Origin of the sequence: Allolucifera butyrica, assembly GCF_900476375.1 — a bacterium.
Lineage (GTDB): Bacteria > Bacillota > Negativicutes > Sporomusales > UPPP01 > Lucifera > Lucifera butyrica.
Map to the genome: position 1 here is coordinate 21,254 of NZ_UPPP01000078.1, position 19,449 is coordinate 40,702.

Genomic DNA, 19,449 nt, shown 5'->3' on the forward strand with positions numbered 1-19,449 from the left:
CATGGCTCAGGGCGCGGCTGCCGTCGCCGCGCAGGACGAAACCTGGCAGCCCCGTTCCAAATAAACAATGTGGTCACCTAAATTGCGGGCTTCCTGCGGATCATGGGTCACCAAAATAAAAGGGATACCCCATAAATCATGAATTCGTTTTAGCTCTTGCTGCAATTCCCGGCGATTGGCATAATCAAGGGCGGACATGGGTTCATCCAGTAGCAGGATCCTTGGTTTGGTCATCAACGCCCGGGCCAAAGCCACCCGTTGTTTTTCCCCCCCCGACAAACCATGAATATAACGGGAAGGCAATGATTCAATCTTTAAAATTTCTAACAGCCGCTGGTATAGAAGAGTCGCTTGCTCGTTAGTTTCCTTCACGCCGTACCAGATATTTTTCCGTACACTCATATGCGGAAATAATGCGAACTCCTGAAACATATATCCTATCTGCCTGTCCTGAGGTGAAATCCGGATCCTGTCCCGGGATGAATAGTAGGTTCTCTCGTCCAAAGCCACCCGGCCTTCATCGGGATTGGCCAGACCGGCGATGCACCGCAGTATGGTGGTTTTGCCACTGCCGGACGGGCCAAACAGCACCAAAACTTCCCGCCCTACCGTAAATTCAACATTTAGAATAAAATCCGGCAGCTTTTTTTTGATCTGTACCGTCAACATAGTCAAAACATCTCCCGTGTCAGCGATTCATTTCCCCGCCATTTGTTCCACAGGTTAAGTCCGAATATCAACAGAAAACTGAGCGCGCTGATAATCAGCACATAAAATCCAGCCTGATTCAAATCATTGCTTTCGGCAGCAAAATAGATTGCCAGGGGAATTGTTTCTGTCTTGCCGGGAATATTGCCCGCAACCATTATGGTAGCACCAAATTCACCAAGGGCCCGGGAAAATGCCAAAACCAGACCGGCCAGCAAACCATGTTTGGCGAGCGGCATGGTCACGGTCCAAAAAATTCGCCATTCACCCGAACCCAGGGTGCGGGCTGCGTCCTCCAGCGTAGTATCAATACTCTGAAAAGCGGCTTTTACACTTTGATACATTAGCGGAAAAGCAACGACCGCTCCCGCCAGCACCGCGGCATAGGGCGTAAAAATAAGCTGTATCCCCCAGACCTGGTCTAATATCCGGCCTACCGGCCCCTGTTTGCCAATGAGCAGCAACAGCAAAAACCCCGTGACAACCGGCGGTAACACCAATGGAAGCGTAAAGAAGGCCTCCAGGGCCGCTTTGCCGGGAAAATGCGCCTTGCGCATCAGCACGGCGGCAGCCGTACCGGCAACAAAAACCAATCCCAGAGAAGTAAAGGCTACTTTTAATGATAAAATCACCGGCTGCCATTCCATAATTTTGCCCCTTATTTGCTCATTGTAAATCCATATTTTTCAAATACTGTCGCAGCCTCCGCACTGGCCAGATAAGTCAAAAAATCCTGAGCCGCCTGTTTTTGTTTGCTGCCTGCCACAACTGCAGCCGGATAAATAATCGGCTTATGCGTCCCGTCCGGCGCAGCCGCCACAATCTTTACTTTCTTGCTAATCGCTGCATCGGTCTTATATACTATACCGGCATCCACATTCTCCGTTTCCACATAGGCCAAAACACTGCGCACATCTTTGGCAAACACGAGTTTATCCTGTACTTTCTGCCAAATATTCAGCTTTTGCAGTACTTGTTCGGCATATTGACCGGCCGGTACGGCGCCGGGTTCCCCAATACTGATTTTTTTGACGGTATCGTTAGTTAAGTCATTATAGGACGTAAGTGTGCTTTTAGAATCACTGGGAACAATCAGCACCAGTTTGTTTTCAACTAAATTGCGGCGGGATTCCCGGTCAATTAAATTTTTCTTCTGTAACTCATCCATCTGCTTGGGTGCGGCGGAAATAAATAAATCGGCAGGAGCGCCTTGTTCAATTTGCTGCTGCAATGCCCCGGAAGAACCAAGATTAAAAGATAACTTTACATTGGGGTGCTTGGCCTGATAGTTTTTCCCGATTTCCGCCAAAACATCCTTTAAACTGGCGGCTGCCGACACAGTCAAATCTACCGGCTGACCGGCTTGTCCAGACGGTTCCTGTTTTGTTCCGCCGCAGCCGGCCGTTATGAGTACGATCATCAGGCTTGTTATCATCCATAAGAGCCATTTCTTCATGATTCATCCTCCTCAGCGTTTTGTTTTTAATTTATGTAAACACCCTTGGATTCCTAAGTTACCACCTCCAAAAATAAAAAATCAACTAAATATAGCTCAACAAAAACTACATTAGTTGATACGACATTGTACCTCCTCCGCTAAAATAGAAGGCTATAATATCCTAATAACAAGCTTCTTAAACAAACCTAACATAAACTAACAAAACCATTATGGTGTTATTATAATATTTATTGTAAGATAAATGCAAGAGGTTTATGAGAAAAACCGCTAACGCGTTTTTTTGGCTCGTAGCGCAAGGCTCAGGGCTCGGAAGAGCCCGTCTGTAAACCAGTTTGGCGGCAATCCCGGCAGAGGGGCCGCTGTCGTAAGCGAAGGTTGAGTCTTTCATTTATGGATAACAGAATACGTATCTTAAAACGAGGTGAAATTATGCCGGACACAACATCTTACACGCCGGAAGAGGTAGCAAAACTATTAAAAATTTCGCGGTTTACCGTTTATGAAATGATTAAGCGCGGCGACCTCGCCGCCTACCGCATTGGCCGCAAGGTAAGAATTGACGCGCCTGATCTGGATATTTACATCAATAAATCCAAGGGTGCCTGTCCGGCCCGGCAGCAGTCCGGTGCTGTTTCCGTTGAGACCGGAACGCAGGAAACTTTGATTCTTTGCGGGCAGGACGCGATATTGGATATTATTGCCCGTCATATGGAAAAAACCATGCCTGCCCTCCGCTGCTTACGAAACTATAGCGGCAGTATCGACGGCCTGCTTGCTCTTTACCGGGGTACGGCCAATGCGGTTACTGCTCATTTATGGGACAGTGACACCGATTCTTACAACGTCCCCTATGTCCGGCGCATTTTGCCGGGCCATAAAACAATAATTATCAACCTTGTTTATCGAACTGAGGGTTTTTATGTTGCGAAGGGAAATCCAAAACAGCTCTTATCCTGGCAGGATCTAATCCGTCCTGATATCCGGCTTGTCAACCGGGAACCGGGTTCAGGCGCCCGGGTCCTGCTTGACGAGGAGTTGCGCCTCCTTCAGATCGATTCCGGCCGGATTCCAGGCTATGACCATGAAGAAACCAGCCACCTGGCCATAGCCAGTTGTGTTGCCCGCGGCGAAGCAGATGTCGGCGTTGGTATTGAAAAAGTAGCCCTGCAAGTTGCCGGCATCGACTTTATGCCACTCCAAAAAGAACGGTATGATCTGGTAATCCGTAAAACGGATATAGCCAAACCTCATTTTCAGACTCTGTTAAACACCCTGCAGTCAGCAGCTTTCCGTATTGAAATCGCCGGTATGGGCGGTTATGACGTGTCACATATGGGAGAAATTATGGCCGAAACGTAAACCAAAACATTTTACAAATTTGACACATCTTATTCACAAATTCTCCATAATTCGTTGTTATACTAAAAACAGGAGGTGTTGTGATATGATGTTTGGACGTTACGGGTATGGCTACGGCGGTCATTTTGGATTTGGCAGCCCCTGGGACTGGTTTGGCATGGGCCTTGGCATTTTCATTCATTTGGCATTTACCGTACTGATTGTCCTTGGAATTATCTGGCTTTTCCGGTTGACATTCCACAATCAGCCCGCTAAGCCGCCCGCCAATGCTCTTGATATACTAAAGCTGCGTTACGCCAAGGGTGAAATTACAACCGAAGAATTTCACCGGATGAAACAGGATTTAAACGACCTATAAGAATTAGACCAAGCGACGGACTCGTACGAGTCCGTCGCTTGGCTTTGCGGGGGATCCAGTCTGCTAAATCTCCTGCGTCATGAACCGAAACCGCGCAGCGTTTTTATCTAATCAAGAAAGACCCAAAGGGTCTTTAAGTGGAAAGAAATTATTTTACTTTTCGGCTTTCTTAAGAAGAATGTGTTATTTTAGAAATAACCCGAAAAGTTATAATTTCTGATCCCATGAAAAGAGACCCTCTCTGTTGAGAGAGTCCCTTATCTATAAAAAAGGACCCACAATACAAGAACTGCAGATCCTTTATATATCTAGTATTTCATTTGGCGGTCAATGAATACCAGTCAAATTATGGTGACTGCTTAAAGAAACCTGGTCTACAACCGGTAGGGCGAAATCTCCTTTTATAACTTCCGCCGGGAAACTCTTCAGCCCATACATCATACATAGGCCCAAAAAAAAAAAGCGGACGTAAGATTACGTCCAATGGGAGAGGAGAAATTTTATATTTAATATCATGATCTCCTTATTTGGTGGTAATTATACATACCTGTCCAAAATTTTATTAATTAAATGATAAGAGCGCTGTGAGTCATTTTTAATCCACCTTTTTGGCTTGACAAATATCACTAAATGGCCTATTATTATATTTGACATTGATAATCGTTATCATTTATTTGATAGAAGGAGGCTTGACCAGAATGCGTAAAACCCTTGACCAACTGGCTCCCGGTGAAACAGGAATCATTACCGGCGTAGCCGGCAATGGAACAATCAAACGGCGAATGATCGACATGGGGTTAGTTGCGGGAACTAAATTTCGAATTCAACGCTATGCTCCGTTAGGTGACCCTATTGAAATTAAAATAAAGAATTTTAATTTAGCATTGCGCAAAGCTGAAGCAGCACTTGTTGAAGTACAGATTGGATAGGGGTGGCTTATTTTATGACTACATCCAGATTAACCTTAGCATTGGCCGGCAATCCCAATTCGGGAAAAACCACTATTTTTAACAGCATTACCGGCGCACGTCAGCATGTGGGGAATTATCCCGGTGTCACGGTAGAAAAACGTCAGGGAATGCGCCATTATGCCGGTAAAAATTTATTAGTAGTTGACTTACCAGGCACCTACAGCCTCACCGCTCATTCATTGGATGAGATTGTAGCCTGCAATTTTATCGTAGAAGAACAGCCGGACATCCTGGTCAATATACTGGATTCTTCCAATCTGGAACGTAATTTATATCTGGCTGTTCAATTGCTGGAATTGGAAAAACCGGTTGTTTTCGCGCTCAATATGACCGATGTGGCCGAAAGTATGGGGCTTAAGATTGACGACCGCAAGTTAGAACAGAAATTAGGTTCGGTTATAGTCCGGACAGTAGGAAACCGGAGCAGGGGAATTGATGCTTTAATCAAAACGGTTGTTGATGTGGCCGAAAGAAAAAAGAAACAATCCTTTACATTAAATTATGATCCTGAAATCGAAAATAAAATTAATAAACTGAGTGAACTTCTGTCAATGACTCCCGGATTGGCCTATCCAGTTCGCTGGCTGGCTGTTAAGCTGCTGGAAAATGACGAAAATATTAAACGCCAGGTAACCCGGGTTAGTGAAAATACGGCGGCAATAACGCTGGCAGAAACGCTTCGCGCCGAATATAAAGCCGCAACAGAAAATAATATTGAATTTGCCATAGCGGAGTGCCGTTACCGGGCCGTAAGTGAAATCTATCAGGATTGTGTGGCATCCCGGGGCGACCACTATCAAACCGTGTCCGATAAGATCGATAACATTCTAACCCATCGCCTTCTCGGCCTGCCCATTTTCTTAGGCATTATGTGGCTTCTCTTCAATATTGTATTTACGGTTGGCGCCTATCCGCAAGGATGGCTCGAAGACGGTATAAATCAGTTAGGCCAGTTAATCAGTCATTCTATGCCGGCCAGTGACCTGAAATCCCTGATTATTGACGGAATCATTGGCGGCGTTGGCAGCGTCGTTTCGTTCCTGCCCTTAATCTTACTGCTCTTCCTGGGTATTGCCCTGTTGGAGGACAGTGGCTATATGGCCCGGGCCGCCTTCGTTATGGACCGGATTATGAGGGCCGTCGGTTTACACGGCAAATCATTCATTCCCTTGTTGCTCGGCTTCGGCTGCAGCGTGCCGGCAATTATGGGAACCCGCACTTTGGAAAATCCACGGGACCGCATGGTGACGATTTTAGTCACCCCCCTAATGAGCTGCAGCGCCCGTTTGCCGGTCTATACCCTTTTAATAGCCGCTTTCTTTTCGCAGGCTGCCGCCGGTAGTGTACTTTTCTCAATTTATTTATTGGGAATTATCATGGCCATTATTATGGCATTCTTATTTCGTAAAACTTTATTTTCCGGCGCCTCTGAACCGTTTGTCATGGAAATGCCGCCTTACCATTTACCCACCCTGCGCAGTGTGTTCATGCATATGTGGGAGCGCAGCGTTCTTTACCTAAAAAAAGCCGGCACTATTATTTTAGCCGTATCCATCCTGATTTGGTTTTTAACCAATTACCCTAACGATGTCTCTTACAGTAAAAATTATGAACAGGCCAAGGCCCAAATTGAACAAACTGTAAACACCCAGTTAGAATTGGAACAGCCGCAAAAAGAGGAACTGAATCAACTGGATGCGGAACAAGCCGGAGAAAAACTGGCGAATAGCTATGCCGGCCGCTTTGGGCATTTTATCGAACCTTTAATTAAGCCTCTGGGCTTTAATTGGAAAATGGGAGTCGGTTTATTTGCCGGCTTTGCCGCAAAAGAAGTCGTCGTCAGTACGATGGGTACGATATATAGTAGCGGCTCTGCCGAAGATGACAGTTCCGCCCTCCAAAATGCACTGGCCGCCGACCCTTCCTTCTCACCCCTGGTCGCTTATACATTAATGGTATTTGTACTCCTTTACACTCCCTGCATCGCTGCTATCTCCGTCATCAAGCGGGAGACTAACTCCTGGAAATGGATGACCTTTAGCATGGTTTATTCTACCGCCCTTGCCTGGATTGTCTCTTTCCTTGTATATCATGCCGGTTTACTCCTTGGTTATTAAAAAAGGAAAGGAGTTCGTTAAAAATGGAGACAGTTATTTTAGCCTTGTTAGGCATTGCAGCCTTTGGCTATGTTGCCAGAATTATCTGGCGGGCTCTTAACGGAAAAGACACCTGCCAATGCGGAGACAGTTGCAAATCCTGCAACGGCTGCTGCTCCGGTTTTTCCCATCCCGAAAAGCAGAAAGACTAAAAAAACAAAAATCAGCCGGTAACTGATAAACCGGCTGATTTACTTTTTATTAAATACACTAAAATTTATAAGTTTTCCCGCGTCCTATCCTTTCAATTACCTATTACCAATTACCGAAAAACCGCATTAGCGGTTTTTCTAATTCCGGTCAGCTTTCCTGCAGTGCCTGTTCAAATTCTGCCTCAATCCGTACCGTGTCAGCCCTCTGCCGTATCCCGCCAGGCAATACCGCCAAAAACTTTTTACTGGACGCTTCATACTTTTCCCGCCTGTCCCGGCTGCTAATATTGTATAAAAAGTACTGCCGGTTGTGAATGATGGTCAGTTTGGAGACAATCTCCACCTCAATAGAGACGCCGCTTTGATGAGTATGTACGCCTTTAAAACAGTGTGCTTTCGGATACTTATCTTTTACCCCTTGCATTTCCTTTTGGATAATGCTTCTTCCTGTCGAATTAAGCGCATCCATCGGAACTCCGAGGAGTTCCTCCTGCGTATAACCATACAAATCTTCACAGGTTTTATTGGCATAAACAATTAAATTCGTCTTTACATCAATCAACAGGATGCATTGCGGTGTCGAATTCAAGATCTGCGAGAAAAACGATTCCATAGGTTCTAACATATTCAATGGTGAAAACGCTTTTCGTTTCATAAATTACTCCCTGAAATATAATTTTTTACGCCATTTTCTCTCATAATTCTCCAAGAAACTACTCTATCCTTCCACTTTTTTTCTTATGACTTTCACAATAATTTTTTTTACAAAATTAGAGGTATTTACCATTAAATGGATAACTATATATATATTTTATTGGGAAAGGAGTCTGCGATTTTGGATTTAAATAAGTCACTACAATTCCTGGCACCAATTTCTAAGAATTCAACCTGCTCTAAAACAAAAAAAAACAGCTATACTGACACGCTGCAGGCGTTTTTTTACAAAACAACTCTCGGGGTCGCTCTGTTTGATAAAGAACTGCGCTGTCAGATGATTAACCCGGCAGCGGAAAAAGTCGTAGGCCGTTTGTGTTATGAATTAATAGGATTTTCTCATAAAGATATGCTAGCCAATTTCTTATCCCCGCAAACAGCGGATGAACTAAGCAGCAAATTTGAACATACCCTGATGACAGGAAATTCCTGCCGCCTTAGCATAAAATTGCAGCGAAGGGATTTATTTTATATTGATTGTGAAATAACCCGTATCTTAGTACCGGATGAAGAAGTACCGGGAATATTATTTATCCTTACCGATATCACAGCCCAAAAACAGACCTTGCAGGAGCTCGCCAAATACAAAGTGGATTTGGAAACCCGCATTGAGCAGCGTACGGTCAAGCTCCGGGAAGCGCATCAACAAATTTATGACATTTTGGAAAGTATATCGGATGGTTTTTTTGTATTAAATGCCGAACGCCGGTTTACCTATGTCAATCAAATTATCGCTTCGCTGCATAGTAGCCGGAATTTACTCGGCCAAAAAATTGAAGAGGTATTTTTCGGAGATCATCGGCGTTTCTTCGAGGATTGCGCCAAAGCGGCAGACCAGCATGAACCGGTACGCTACGAAGGATACTGGGAATTTGGCCGGCGTTGGTTTGATATGACCATCTATCCCCTAGCGGACGGCGCCGTCGCCGTATATGTCCGGGATATAACAGAGCAGAAAAAACTGCAGGATGAGTTGGCCCGTCTGGACCGGCTCAATTTAGTCGGTCAAATGGCCGCAGGCATATCCCACGAAATCCGTAATCCTATGACGACCGTCCGGGGCTATCTGCAAATGCTCAGCACCAAAACGGAGCTAACCCAATTTCTCCCTCAATTCCAGCTGATGATCGAAGAACTGGACAGAGCCAATCAGATTATTACCGAATTCCTTTCGCTAGCCAAGAATAAGTCGTTGGAGCGAAGTCCGTGCCAATTGGATGATCTCGTCCGCTCCCTGCTGCCTTTGCTGGAATCGGATGCGCGCATAAGCGGCCAGAATATTGCCGCCACCTTGATCAAAGTACCGCCTTTACTTCTGGATCAAAAAGAAATACGGCAGCTGATTTTAAATTTAGTCCGTAACGGCTTTGATGCCATGGCTGCGGGAGGCCTGCTTACGCTTTTTACTTATGTTGAAAATGATACGGTCGTGTTGGCTGTTAAAGATCAGGGAACCGGCATTCCACCGGATATCGTGGCTAATATCGGCACTCCTTTTATCACTACCAAGGATAATGGTACCGGTCTGGGACTGGCAATCTGTTTCAGCATCGCTGAACGGCATAACGCCATCATTGATTTTGAAACCAGCAGCAACGGCACCACAATTTACATCCGCTTTGCTTCGCACCAGCCTAATTGATATATTTTTTACAAAGACAGCAGGAATATTTCAGTATAAGCTAGAATACTTTTAAATTAAATCTGCGAATATGACATTCGCGCTAAGACTTGAAAGTTGGTTATACCGCAAAAACAAAATTAAAATAGTGTGAATTAGACCACGAAGGTATTCCCCATGAAGGGTAACTTGACGTGGTTTTTATTTTTTTAGGCCGTTTCCTAAATTATTGTTTCAGGAGGTTATCTTTGTGCATATTCCCGATGGATATTTAAGCCCGTCTACCTGCGCTACCTTAGGTGCCGCCATGGTTCCGGTCTGGTACCGGGCGTCCTCTAAATTAAAACAGACTCTGGACATTTCCCGCATTCCGCTGCTGGCGATGGGTGCGGTATTTGCCTTCTTGATTATGATGTTCAACATACCTGTTCCAGACGGAACAACCGCCCATGCAACCGGCGCCGTTTTGCTTGCCATTGTCCTTGGCCCGTGGGCGGCTGTTCTGGCCATGACGGTTGCCTTAATTATTCAGGCTCTTGTATTTGGTGATGGCGGAATTTTAGCAATTGGGGCCAACACATTTAACATGGCCTTCCTTGCGCCGTTTGCCGGATATTACTTATATCGCTTATTGAGTCATAAAGCTAAACCGGGCTCATGGCGGCAATTTGCAGCCGGCGCTTTTGCCGGTTATATTGGCCTAAACACAGCCGCGCTGGCGGCTTCTATCGAGTTCGGCATTCAACCCTTATTGTTTAAAACTGCCGACGGGGTGCCTTTGTACTGCCCTTACGGGCTTGATGTAACTATCCCCGCCATGATGCTGGCACACTTGACTGTAGCCGGCGTTGTTGAGGGTCTGGTAACGGCGATGGCTTTGAAATTTATAACTTATCATTCTAAAACCGGCAACGTTAAGGAGGTTTGACTCTATGTACAAGCGGTATTGGTTTATCCTCGCCTTATTGGTTATCTGCTCACCACTGGGGCTGTTAGCCAACGGCACGGCCTGGGGCGAATGGGACCGTCAGGACTTAAAGGAAACACTCGGTTATGTGCCGCAGGGACTGGAACAGTTAAGTAACCGGTGGCAGGCAATTTTCCCCGATTATAATATACACTTTTTAGGAGAAGGTACTCTGTCCAGCTTTGCCGGTTATATTCTTTCCGCACTGATCGGTTCGCTCTTAGTCTATACCTTGATTCTGTTTATTGCCAAACGTCTTTTCCCAGTCCGGAATAAACAGGCTTGTTCCGATAAATGAGACCGCAAGTTCTACCCGTATGGTTGGAGCAAACACCCACAAAGCTGCCGGAGCCGAAAAAAAGACTGTTAAGCCGGGATTATCTGGAAAAGACATTGAATGAAATTAGTTCGTTGATTGCTGAGGATAGTCATTCCATAGCTGTCCTTAGCAATCGCCAAATTCTTCATCATCTGGATCCCACGGTAAAACTAGTCGGCATAGTTGCGTTACTGGTAACAGCCACCGCAACCAAAAGCATTTCGTTTCTCCTTTTCCTGAACAGTATCGTGTTTATTGCCGCCTTGTATGCCGGAATTGGCGGCAAAGTTTATCTGGCAAGAATCTTCATTCCTGTTTTTTTATTCACCGGGATGTCCGTCCTGCCGGGTATCTTGAACTGGATTACACCGGGACAACCCCTCTTTGTGCTGTATAGCGGACTGCATTGGCAGACCGGTTGGTTTAACCTTCCCGTTGAACTCACTGTTACCAAACAAGGACTGAAGGGGGCTTTTTTTGTTATATTGCGGGGAGCCGCTTCTCTGGGCCTGGTCACGCTGCATGTCAGGACCACCCGCTGGTCTTTGTTCACTAAGAGTCTGGCTAAATTAGGACTACCTGCGGTAGCAGTTACCGTCTTTGATTTGACCTACCGCTATTTATATCTCTTTTTATTTTTGTTTATGGATTACTTATTGGGGCGTAAGAGCCGTCTGGCCGGCAGGGAATCCCAATCAGCCAAACTTTCCTGGATCGGCGGTACAATTGCCGGTTTCCTGCGCCTTACCGGGGAATATAGCTGTGAGTTGAATCAGGCTCTCGCTTCCCGGGGGTATCGCGGCGAATATCCCGCCGACTTGCCGCTTACGTTCCGCATACCGGAAGCCGGTTTTACCGGATTGATTATTCTAATTTGCTTTTCCGCCTGGGGAGGTTTTTTCTGATGTCCGCATCTTGCATTTACCAGCTAGCCGAGGTATGTTACCGGTATCAGGCGGCAAAATCCGCCTTAGACTCTGTTGACTTAACCGTGCAGGCCGGTGAAAAAATAGTTTTACTGGGACCGAACGGCAGCGGCAAGTCGACGCTGCAAAAAATTCTGGCCGGGCTGATTTTTGCTACTGCCGGCACAGTGTCGGCGTTCGGCGTCAATCTTACAGCCGCTGCGATGCGGGATAAGTCTTTTGCCGCCGTCTTTCGGCAAAAAATCGGTTTTGTCTTTCAGAATTCAGATGTGCAAATCTTTTGTACATCCGTATTGGATGAAATTATGTTCGGCCCGCTGGCTATGGGATTATCCTTTCCAGAGGCAAAAAAAAGGGCCGAGGAACTCCTTGAATATACAGGAATTAGGCCTCTGGCCGATTGTCCGCCCCATCATTTAAGCGGCGGCGAAAAAAAGAAAGTTGCCATCGCTGCCATTCTGGCTGTGAACCCGGCTGTATTAATTCTGGATGAACCCACAAACGGCCTCGATCCCAAGTCACAGCGCTGGGTAATTGATGCCATCAGTGAATTAAATCAGCGGGGAAAAACCATTATTGTTGCCACCCACCATCTGGAACTGCTGCCGGAATTGGCGGACCGGGTGGTTGTTTTTGGTGAAAACCACCGGATCCTTGCCGATGGCCGGCATCAGTCCATACTGGCCGACCGGGAATTGCTGCTGGCCGCCAATCTGATTGATCCGCGCTATCATGTGCATTTACACGGTCAAGACGGACACGTTCATATTCATAAAGAAGAATAATGCTATAGTTATTTATTATCAAGATCAATTGACGTCATCACTATTTTTACGACAACTTTGCGAACTTTGCCGCTTTTTCCATCAATGCAGCAATTGGGTCTATGCACATCCCAAGGAAAATATACAGCAAACATTCCGGGATTAAAATTTATTTCTGTTTCTGCGGCCATATTTTTATAATAAACTATATCCCGCTGCTTAATATATTTTTCTACAATTTCGCCAGCAGCTTCTAAAGGTCCCGAGCCAATCATTTCTTCACCCGAACATATACATTGTATGTCTAAATATCTTTGATGAGCTTCTGGTCTCCGTTTGCTTTTTGGTTCTGTTTCGTATTCGGAAACCAGGGCATACATCCTATCCCCTAGAATTTCATGACGTCCCAACGTTAATTTTGAAAGATTTGTTTCTAAAAGAAACCTAAATCCCGCCTGCAATCCTGCCGGATATAAAGTCAATTCTTTTCTTATATTTAATAAATACCCTGTAATCATTTCTCCTTGACCCAGCTTTCCTCAATACAAACATATTTTATGGCTTGTCTGTAATAAGTAAAAGTAATGTGGATCTTCCCGTCACGGGTCTGTTTAATGGACGGATAAGAATACTCCCTATTTAGTTTTTCTTTGGAATTATTGGTCATACAATAACCATCGCCTACCTCTAGATCCCTGATGTATAGCCAGTTCTTTCCGTTATCTTCAGAAATAGCAATCGTCATCGGTGCTCTCGGCGCCCCCCAGAATGCTGCCTTTTGATTAGAATTGCTTTCTTCAATAGCTGATTTAAGATTTATAGGTTTGCTCTTATCTTCATCCTCAATCTCGTCATACAAAGACTGCCTGCGTTGGGTGCACTTTGTGGCATTCACATTATTGAACACCATTGCCAGATGCCCATTATTTAGTCTTGTAAACTGAATCGATGAATTATTATTGGGCAATTCTGTCGGATACGGATCAGTCCAGGTTCTGCCATTATCTGTAGAGCGGCTCATATAAATGTTATCCGCCCAGCGGCTTCTGAAAAGGGCCAGTAAAGTTCCGTCCGCCAGTTTCTCAATATTCATGTGTACACAGCCGGTGCTGTTGGGCACTGGATATTCAATCCATGACTTACCTTTATCGGCGGAAATTTTTACGGCGCTGGTATCGTGATCTCCTACCCATTTCTTTCCCGGGGTTACATGGCAGCGAAAAATTGGCACGAGCCATTCTCCACTATTAAGAATAACAACAGGCTGACGGATAAAGGTACCCGGAGTATCAAATAGAGTCTCTACGGGCCCCCAAGTATATCCATTATCTTTTGAGATACGTCGTCTCACGAAAGCGGTATCTTGATTACCGGATTTTTGAGCCGTATACAATAGCCATAAAGTTCCATCCGGAACAGGAAACAAGACAGGATTTTGTTCTGATCTTGTAGGGTCGTCGGACAGTTTAACCGCTTCTGACCATTTTAACTCACCATAATTTAGTCTGGACATATAAATGGATATATCCGACATTCCTTCCTGGGTTCCGGCAAACCAAACACATAACAAATCGCCATTTGCTAACGGCATAATATTTGAAGCATGATTTTGGAGACAATTGGATGGTAAATAAGCTTCCACTCTGACAAGGTCTCTCGAAACCGGATATAGAAAACCCTGTTTATCCTCCATATTATTCAATCATATCCCTCCAGTATTCAATATTTATTAAAACCGCTCAATTCTTACTAGCCGCTTCTGGCTTAATGTCTTTTTTGCAGAACAATTTTTCAACAGCAATAATTATTATTGGAGAAAGCAAAGCAATATACATATTATTAATGCCATAGGGGTCACCCAGCATGTACCAAACGCTAGTAGCAACAGCAGCCCCCAACAGGCCGATGTTAGCGCCGCGGGAACTGTTAAAAAACGGCAAATAAAAACCAATCATTGCTACTACCGATATGGACAGGCGAATTGCGCGGGTAAAGAAAGATAGCTTGAGAATCTCCGGTGCAAAGAATACAAAAATTAAGGGGAGAAATCCAATAATTATGGAAATAATCCGGGTCATTTTAAATTCCTTTTCTTCACTAGGTTTATAAAAAGGCACATAGAAGTCCTTAACTGCTAAAGAAGCAATTGCCAAAGCAACCGTACTGACGCTGACAAAAACGGAAGCGACAAGAGAGGTAGCCACAACTCCGGCTAAATACGGATTCATGCCTTCCATAAAAATCGGCAGAGCATAGAGAGCCTTCATCTGAGGAAAAAGATATCTCGCCGCTACCCCGATAATGGCCAAAGCAAAACCCAGAGGAAAGCAAAACAGCGCTGCATACATCGTCGACTTTTTAGCATCCTCGGAACTTTTGCTTGAAGAAATGGCCTGCACTACAAACTGGGTGGAAAATATAGCGCCTGCCGTGCCAATGACCCAGGCAAGGATTGTAGAAGCGCCGATTTTACCATCCCACGTAAAATAATAATCGGGTAATTTTGCTGCCATAGGACTGATGCCACCGGTCATTGATAATGCTACAACTAGAATAATTGCAACGCCTATATATTTTATCGCACTGTGTAAAACAGTTACATACGCAACGCCTTTAAGGCCGCCAAACACATAATAAAAGGTGCTGACCACGGCAATAATGCACATGGCCGTCGGCAGATGCACCTTCAGTACGGTAGCCAACGCTGCTGCACCACTGATATAGTTGCCGACGTTTACCAAAAGCAGTGCATAAATCATGATAATGGAAACGGCATACTTGGTAGAATTACCGTATTTATGGGCAATAGCCCCGGAAATGGTATATTCCCCTGAACCATATAATCTTTTTACCATAAATAAACCATACAAAAAATACCCTATGGACGCTCCCAGAACAGACCAGGCTGCCGCTATACCATATTTAAAGGCTGATTCGGCAGTTCCTACTGTCGACTTGGCTCCAATAAATTCCGACATCAGCAAAACACCCACAACAATGGCCGGCATAGCCCGCGAGGCTACCATAAACTGTTCCGTGTTTTTACTGCGTAATCTGACTGTTAACCAGGAAGTAAATAGAATATACGCTATTATCATGCTAACAATAATTACCGTATCTATGGAACTAAATTCTTTCATTTAATGTCCCTCCCTTTTCTAAATTTTCCCATTCATCTCAATTTTTAGTATATTATAGTTGCTGCCGGACTCCGGATTCCGGCGGCACATACCCAAATTAACCGGGGAATACCTTCTTGTAAATTCCGTAAATATCATTTCGATTCATAGGTTTCGGATTATTATCTAGCAAACGGGTTACTTTTAAGGCTGCTTCCGCCATGGAGTCAATATCGCTTTCCCTGATACCCATTTCCTTTAGATTTACTTGAATGTTTAAGTCCCTGATTAAAGAGTAAAGATTTTCAATCATTTTTTTCGCTGCTTGCCTGGTCGAAAGCCCATCCGTCCCCAGTTCCATTGCAATGGCAATATCCTTAAATTTTGCCGCCGCTGCATCCATATTAAAATTCATTACATGGGGTAAGAGAATCGCATTAGACAAACCGTGAGGAATTCGATATTTACCGCCTAAGGGATAGGCTAAAGCGTGCACAGCTACGGTGCTGGAGGTGGAAATGCAGAGTCCGCCGAACATGGCCCCAAGCAGCATATCATGGCGGGCTTCCAGGTCCTGTCCGTTGTTATATGCCTGCCTGATACTGCGAGCTATAAGATTGATCGCCTTCAAAGCAAAGGTATCGCTAAATGGATTGGCCTTTTTGGATATATAACATTCAATAGCATGAGATAAGGCATCCATCCCCGTTGCCGCCGTAATCGCCTTGGGAAGACCGATAGTGAGCACGGGATCAAGAATTACGCAGTCTGGCAACAGCTTTTCACTGACAACCCCAATTTTTAATTCTTTTTCCGGCACCAAAAAAATGGCATTGGGCGTAACCTCCGACCCCGTTCCTGCCGTAGTTGGCACCATGAATGCGGGAATACCCCGTTTTTCAATTTTGGCACCAGCCAGAATTTCGCTTAAGGAAGGGGCATTAGTCAGCATTACTGCGACAATTTTAGCAACATCCATCGAGCTGCCGCCGCCGATACCGATAATGAGGTCACACTCAAGTTCTTTGGCCGCGTTAAAAATTATATTTACCTGTTCAACTTCCGGCTCCGGTGGAGTGTTGTTAATAACGTAAACCCGGATACCGGCTGATTCCAATATACTTTTTGGTTTTTCAATTAATCCCGCATTCCATACTCCCTGGTCCGTAATAATAAGTACTTTTTTTGCATTATAGGCCGTAACTTCCCTGGCAATTGTTTCTATAGAGTTAAAACCGGCAATAATTTTACCGGCATTTAGTAAAGAATAGATCTCCGTAAAACTCATTTTAATTATCCCCTCATTTTCTAGTGGTCTGTAAACTCTAAAGCTACAGGATGAATTGTGAGAGGTTTTTCGCCCTGCGAGGCGGAGAAGGCGCACATATCGCGAATATGTAAGCCGACGACAACAAAGCAGGGCGGAAAACTTCTCGTAAGAACACTATAGAATTAGGGTTTACAGACCACTAGGTACTCAAGAGTTATTAATATCGGTTCTGGCTTTACCCGGCCGTTATCGCCGCAAGGCTCAGAGCCGTAATAAATATTTCCCCTTAATCCACCTCAATATGTTTGACTTCGCCCAAATAAAAGGCGTAGTTTAAAGCGCCGATTAGTGTTGCCGCCCCTGTAATTATCAAGGCGGGAACAAAGGAATGGGTAGTAGACACTATATATCCGGTCACAATGGGTCCCAAAATTCCGCCAATATTGGACACACAGTTCTGCAAGGCTCCTACTGTAGATGTCATATTACGCGGCGCTACGTCTCCCGGCAGCGTCCATAGAGCAGGACCGGAACAGGCAAGTCCGCTGTAGGAAAGAGTAAGCAGCGCAACGGCGCCGACATCTGTCTGGATAAACCCGGCCAGGGCTATTGAGGAGCCCACCAGCATACCGCCGACTAAATTAATTTTTCTAACTTTCGTCTTAGGAATACCGCGGGCATACAGCCAATCGGCAATGGCTGCGCTGATCAGTCCGACTGTCAGGGCGACTAGCGGAGGAATCATGGCCACAAACCCCATCTTTATTAAGCTCATTCCCCGGGCTTGAACCAGGTAAGTGGGAAACCAGGTGATATAGAAATAAATCGCATAGTTGGACATGAAAAACCCAATGCACATAGCTCGGATATTCCGGTAACGCAATAATTGATACCATTTTAAGGAGGCTTTGCCGCCAATTCCTTCTTTAAGCTGTTGTCCATTTCGAATATAATCAATTTCGGCTTGATTGGCATATTTACTTTTTTCGGGATCCGTATAATACAACCACCATAAAGCTACCCAGACAAAGCCAATCAGCCCGGAAATAATAAATGGCGTTTTCCAGCCATAATGCACCATGAGCCAAACGATGAACGGCATAGCAAAGGCTGTCCCGAATTTGTTGCCGCAATCAAATATAACCGTTGCCCTGGCCCGCTCCCTGTCAGGGAACCATTTTGCCGTAACACCGGCATTCGATGGATAGGCCGCCGCCTCTCCTATGCCCAGGAATATCCGGGAAACAATAAAAGATATAAAATTGTTGCAGAGTCCAATCAGCATGGTTGCCGCCGACCACCAGGCCACCGCCCCGCCAAGAACAAGGCGTTGTCCCAGTCTATCCGCCAGCCAGCCCGAGGGAATTTGAAACAATGTGTAACTGAAGAAAAATGCCGACATGATAAAACCCATTTCCGTAGCACTGAAATGAAATTCTTTCATAATAACCGGCGCCGCCGCCGATAGATTGCTCCGGTCAAGATAATTAATCGCAATCGCGCCAAACATCAACAAAGCAACTTTCCAGCGGAAATTGGTTCTTTTCTGAAAAGGTACACCTTGATTTACCTGGGCATATGCATTCTCGTTCATTGTTCTCCCCCTTTATTTTTTTGCCATTTTGGATGTTTATAGACCTCCGGGTTGGCGACATACGGCCACTGTTCGCCGTTGACAATTGCCAGGACCCCTTCCGCAGCCATAGTAGCCACTTTGGAAGCAGCCTCCCGGGTCAAACCGCCCATATGGGGAGTAATAATCATATTTTTTAAATTCAGTAAGGGATGGTCCGATTTTACCGGTTCGGAAGAAAAAACGTCCGCTGCCGCACTGTGCAGCTTATTATTTAATAAAGCCTCCGCCAAGGCTTCTTCGTCTACAATACCGCCGCGGGCGCAATTAATCAGTATTGCGCCGGTTTTCATCAGACCGAATTCCCGTTTGCCAATCAGACCCCGGGTCTTATCTGTTAACGGGATATGTAAGGAAACCACATCCGCTGCACCCAAGAGCTGTTCCAGCTCTTTTTTATATTGATATCCCTGCTCTTCAATGGCCACCGGATCTACAAAAGGATCATACACGATCACTTTCATGCCAATGGCGGTTGAAAGTTTAGCCAACTCACGGCCAATACTTCCGTAACCGACAAGACCCAGTGTTTTTCCCAGAAATTCAAATGCCCGGTAAGTATTCCTTACGGCAAAGTTCCCCTTACGGGTTTCGAAATCGCTATTGAGAAGATCCTTTGCTGCCGCCATCATAAGCATAAATGCATGTTCCGCCACTGAGCGCGTATTCGCTCCCGGAGCAATAACAACCGGAATTCCCAGTTCCGTGGCAGTGGCAATATCCACATCATCTACTCCGACCCCCGGCCGGCCAATCACTTTTAAGTTTTTAGCCGCCAGTATCGTTTTTCTGTCAATGGAACCAATGCGAATAATCAACCCGTCAGCGTCGATTAACTCCGGCAACATCTCTTGCGGATTTCCCGTATTCGTTATCTTCACATCCACTTCACCCGCAAGAACTTTCATACCCTCTTCATGGAGTCTGTGAGTAAGAACTACCTTTTTCATATT

The 19,449-nt window shown here is 45.3% G+C and carries 20 protein-coding genes; 10 read left to right on the plus strand and 10 right to left on the minus strand.

Features of this window, described 5'->3' with window-relative positions; all coding sequences use genetic code 11:
* Nucleotides 1-6: 6 nt before the first annotated feature.
* The 3 genes from LUCIF_RS14470 to modA are packed head-to-tail and all read right to left on the minus strand — an operon-like array spanning nt 7 to nt 2,164.
* The gene (locus tag LUCIF_RS14470) at nt 7-669 is read right to left on the minus strand and encodes an ATP-binding cassette domain-containing protein (protein WP_122628597.1); all 663 of its coding nucleotides are present in this window, start codon (nt 667-669) and stop codon (nt 7-9) included.
* 2 nt (nt 670-671) lie between these two features.
* Nucleotides 672-1,355 carry a molybdate ABC transporter permease subunit gene (modB, locus tag LUCIF_RS14475; RefSeq protein ID WP_165866009.1) on the minus strand — a complete coding sequence of 228 codons (684 nt, stop codon included), beginning with the start codon at nt 1,353-1,355 and terminating at the stop codon, nt 672-674.
* Nucleotides 1,356-1,366: 11 nt separating this feature from the next.
* Nucleotides 1,367-2,164 carry a molybdate ABC transporter substrate-binding protein gene (gene modA / locus LUCIF_RS14480; protein WP_122628599.1) on the minus strand — a complete coding sequence of 266 codons (798 nt, stop codon included), beginning with the start codon at nt 2,162-2,164 and terminating at the stop codon, nt 1,367-1,369.
* A gap of 432 nt (nt 2,165-2,596) precedes the next feature.
* On the opposite strand from modA, the gene LUCIF_RS14485 reads away from it, so the two are divergent.
* The 5 genes from LUCIF_RS14485 (at nt 2,597) to LUCIF_RS14505 (ending at nt 7,163) form a co-directional block, all read left to right on the plus strand.
* Complete coding sequence (locus tag LUCIF_RS14485; RefSeq protein ID WP_122628600.1) at nt 2,597-3,526, plus strand: helix-turn-helix transcriptional regulator; 930 nt, start codon at nt 2,597-2,599, stop codon at nt 3,524-3,526.
* 85 nt (nt 3,527-3,611) lie between these two features.
* Complete coding sequence (locus tag LUCIF_RS14490; protein ID WP_207857721.1) at nt 3,612-3,884, plus strand: SHOCT domain-containing protein; 273 nt, start codon at nt 3,612-3,614, stop codon at nt 3,882-3,884.
* A gap of 698 nt (nt 3,885-4,582) precedes the next feature.
* Nucleotides 4,583-4,813, plus strand: coding sequence for a FeoA family protein (locus LUCIF_RS14495; RefSeq protein WP_122628601.1), 231 nt, complete (start codon nt 4,583-4,585; stop codon nt 4,811-4,813).
* 14 nt (nt 4,814-4,827) lie between these two features.
* A complete protein-coding gene (feoB, locus tag LUCIF_RS14500; protein ID WP_122628602.1) occupies nt 4,828-6,972 on the plus strand; it encodes a ferrous iron transport protein B in 2,145 nt (714 codons plus the stop codon).
* A 23-nt stretch (nt 6,973-6,995) separates the two neighbouring features.
* On the plus strand, nt 6,996-7,163 hold the full coding sequence (locus tag LUCIF_RS14505) for a FeoB-associated Cys-rich membrane protein (protein WP_122628603.1): 168 nt from the start codon (nt 6,996-6,998) through the stop codon (nt 7,161-7,163).
* 148 nt (nt 7,164-7,311) lie between these two features.
* Here the strand turns inward: LUCIF_RS14505 and LUCIF_RS14510 are convergent, their stop codons facing one another.
* Entirely contained in the window at nt 7,312-7,818 is a 507-nt protein-coding gene (locus LUCIF_RS14510) for a PAS domain S-box protein (protein ID WP_122628604.1), read from the minus strand.
* A 180-nt stretch (nt 7,819-7,998) separates the two neighbouring features.
* On the opposite strand from LUCIF_RS14510, the gene LUCIF_RS14515 reads away from it, so the two are divergent.
* The 5 genes from LUCIF_RS14515 to LUCIF_RS14535 all read left to right on the plus strand — a co-directional run bounded on the left by LUCIF_RS14515 (nt 7,999) and on the right by LUCIF_RS14535 (nt 12,495).
* Nucleotides 7,999-9,519, plus strand: a complete 1,521-nt coding sequence (locus tag LUCIF_RS14515; protein WP_165866010.1) for a PAS domain-containing protein — start codon at nt 7,999-8,001, stop codon at nt 9,517-9,519.
* Nucleotides 9,520-9,748: 229 nt separating this feature from the next.
* Complete coding sequence (gene cbiM / locus LUCIF_RS14520; RefSeq protein WP_122628606.1) at nt 9,749-10,426, plus strand: cobalt transporter CbiM; 678 nt, start codon at nt 9,749-9,751, stop codon at nt 10,424-10,426.
* A gap of 4 nt (nt 10,427-10,430) precedes the next feature.
* The gene (locus LUCIF_RS14525; protein WP_122628607.1) at nt 10,431-10,763 is read left to right on the plus strand and encodes a PDGLE domain-containing protein; all 333 of its coding nucleotides are present in this window, start codon (nt 10,431-10,433) and stop codon (nt 10,761-10,763) included.
* Nucleotides 10,760-11,689 (plus strand): energy-coupling factor transporter transmembrane component T family protein, encoded by a 930-nt coding sequence (locus tag LUCIF_RS14530; protein ID WP_122628608.1) that lies wholly within the window; start codon nt 10,760-10,762, stop codon nt 11,687-11,689. Before LUCIF_RS14525 ends, LUCIF_RS14530 begins: the two co-directional genes overlap by 4 nt.
* On the plus strand, nt 11,689-12,495 hold the full coding sequence (locus LUCIF_RS14535) for an energy-coupling factor ABC transporter ATP-binding protein (protein ID WP_122628609.1): 807 nt from the start codon (nt 11,689-11,691) through the stop codon (nt 12,493-12,495). Before LUCIF_RS14530 ends, LUCIF_RS14535 begins: the two co-directional genes overlap by 1 nt.
* Before the next feature lie 8 nt (nt 12,496-12,503).
* Here the strand turns inward: LUCIF_RS14535 and LUCIF_RS14540 are convergent, their stop codons facing one another.
* From LUCIF_RS14540 to LUCIF_RS14565, 6 genes are all read right to left on the minus strand, one after another.
* Nucleotides 12,504-12,992, minus strand: coding sequence for a NanQ anomerase/TabA/YiaL family protein (locus LUCIF_RS14540; protein WP_122628610.1), 489 nt, complete (start codon nt 12,990-12,992; stop codon nt 12,504-12,506).
* Complete coding sequence (locus LUCIF_RS14545; protein WP_207857737.1) at nt 12,989-14,167, minus strand: sialidase family protein; 1,179 nt, start codon at nt 14,165-14,167, stop codon at nt 12,989-12,991. The genes LUCIF_RS14540 and LUCIF_RS14545 overlap by 4 nt, the downstream gene beginning before the upstream one ends.
* A 46-nt stretch (nt 14,168-14,213) precedes the next feature.
* Nucleotides 14,214-15,614: a sodium:solute symporter family protein gene (locus tag LUCIF_RS14550; RefSeq protein WP_122628612.1), complete on the minus strand. Its 1,401-nt coding sequence runs from the start codon at nt 15,612-15,614 to the stop codon at nt 14,214-14,216.
* A 97-nt stretch (nt 15,615-15,711) separates the two neighbouring features.
* Nucleotides 15,712-16,881, minus strand: coding sequence for an iron-containing alcohol dehydrogenase (locus LUCIF_RS14555; RefSeq protein ID WP_122628613.1), 1,170 nt, complete (start codon nt 16,879-16,881; stop codon nt 15,712-15,714).
* A 268-nt stretch (nt 16,882-17,149) separates the two neighbouring features.
* The gene (locus tag LUCIF_RS14560) at nt 17,150-18,457 is read right to left on the minus strand and encodes an MFS transporter (RefSeq protein ID WP_122628614.1); all 1,308 of its coding nucleotides are present in this window, start codon (nt 18,455-18,457) and stop codon (nt 17,150-17,152) included.
* On the minus strand, nt 18,454-19,446 hold the full coding sequence (locus tag LUCIF_RS14565; RefSeq protein ID WP_122628615.1) for a hydroxyacid dehydrogenase: 993 nt from the start codon (nt 19,444-19,446) through the stop codon (nt 18,454-18,456). Before LUCIF_RS14565 ends, LUCIF_RS14560 begins: the two co-directional genes overlap by 4 nt.
* Nucleotides 19,447-19,449: the final 3 nt, after the last annotated feature.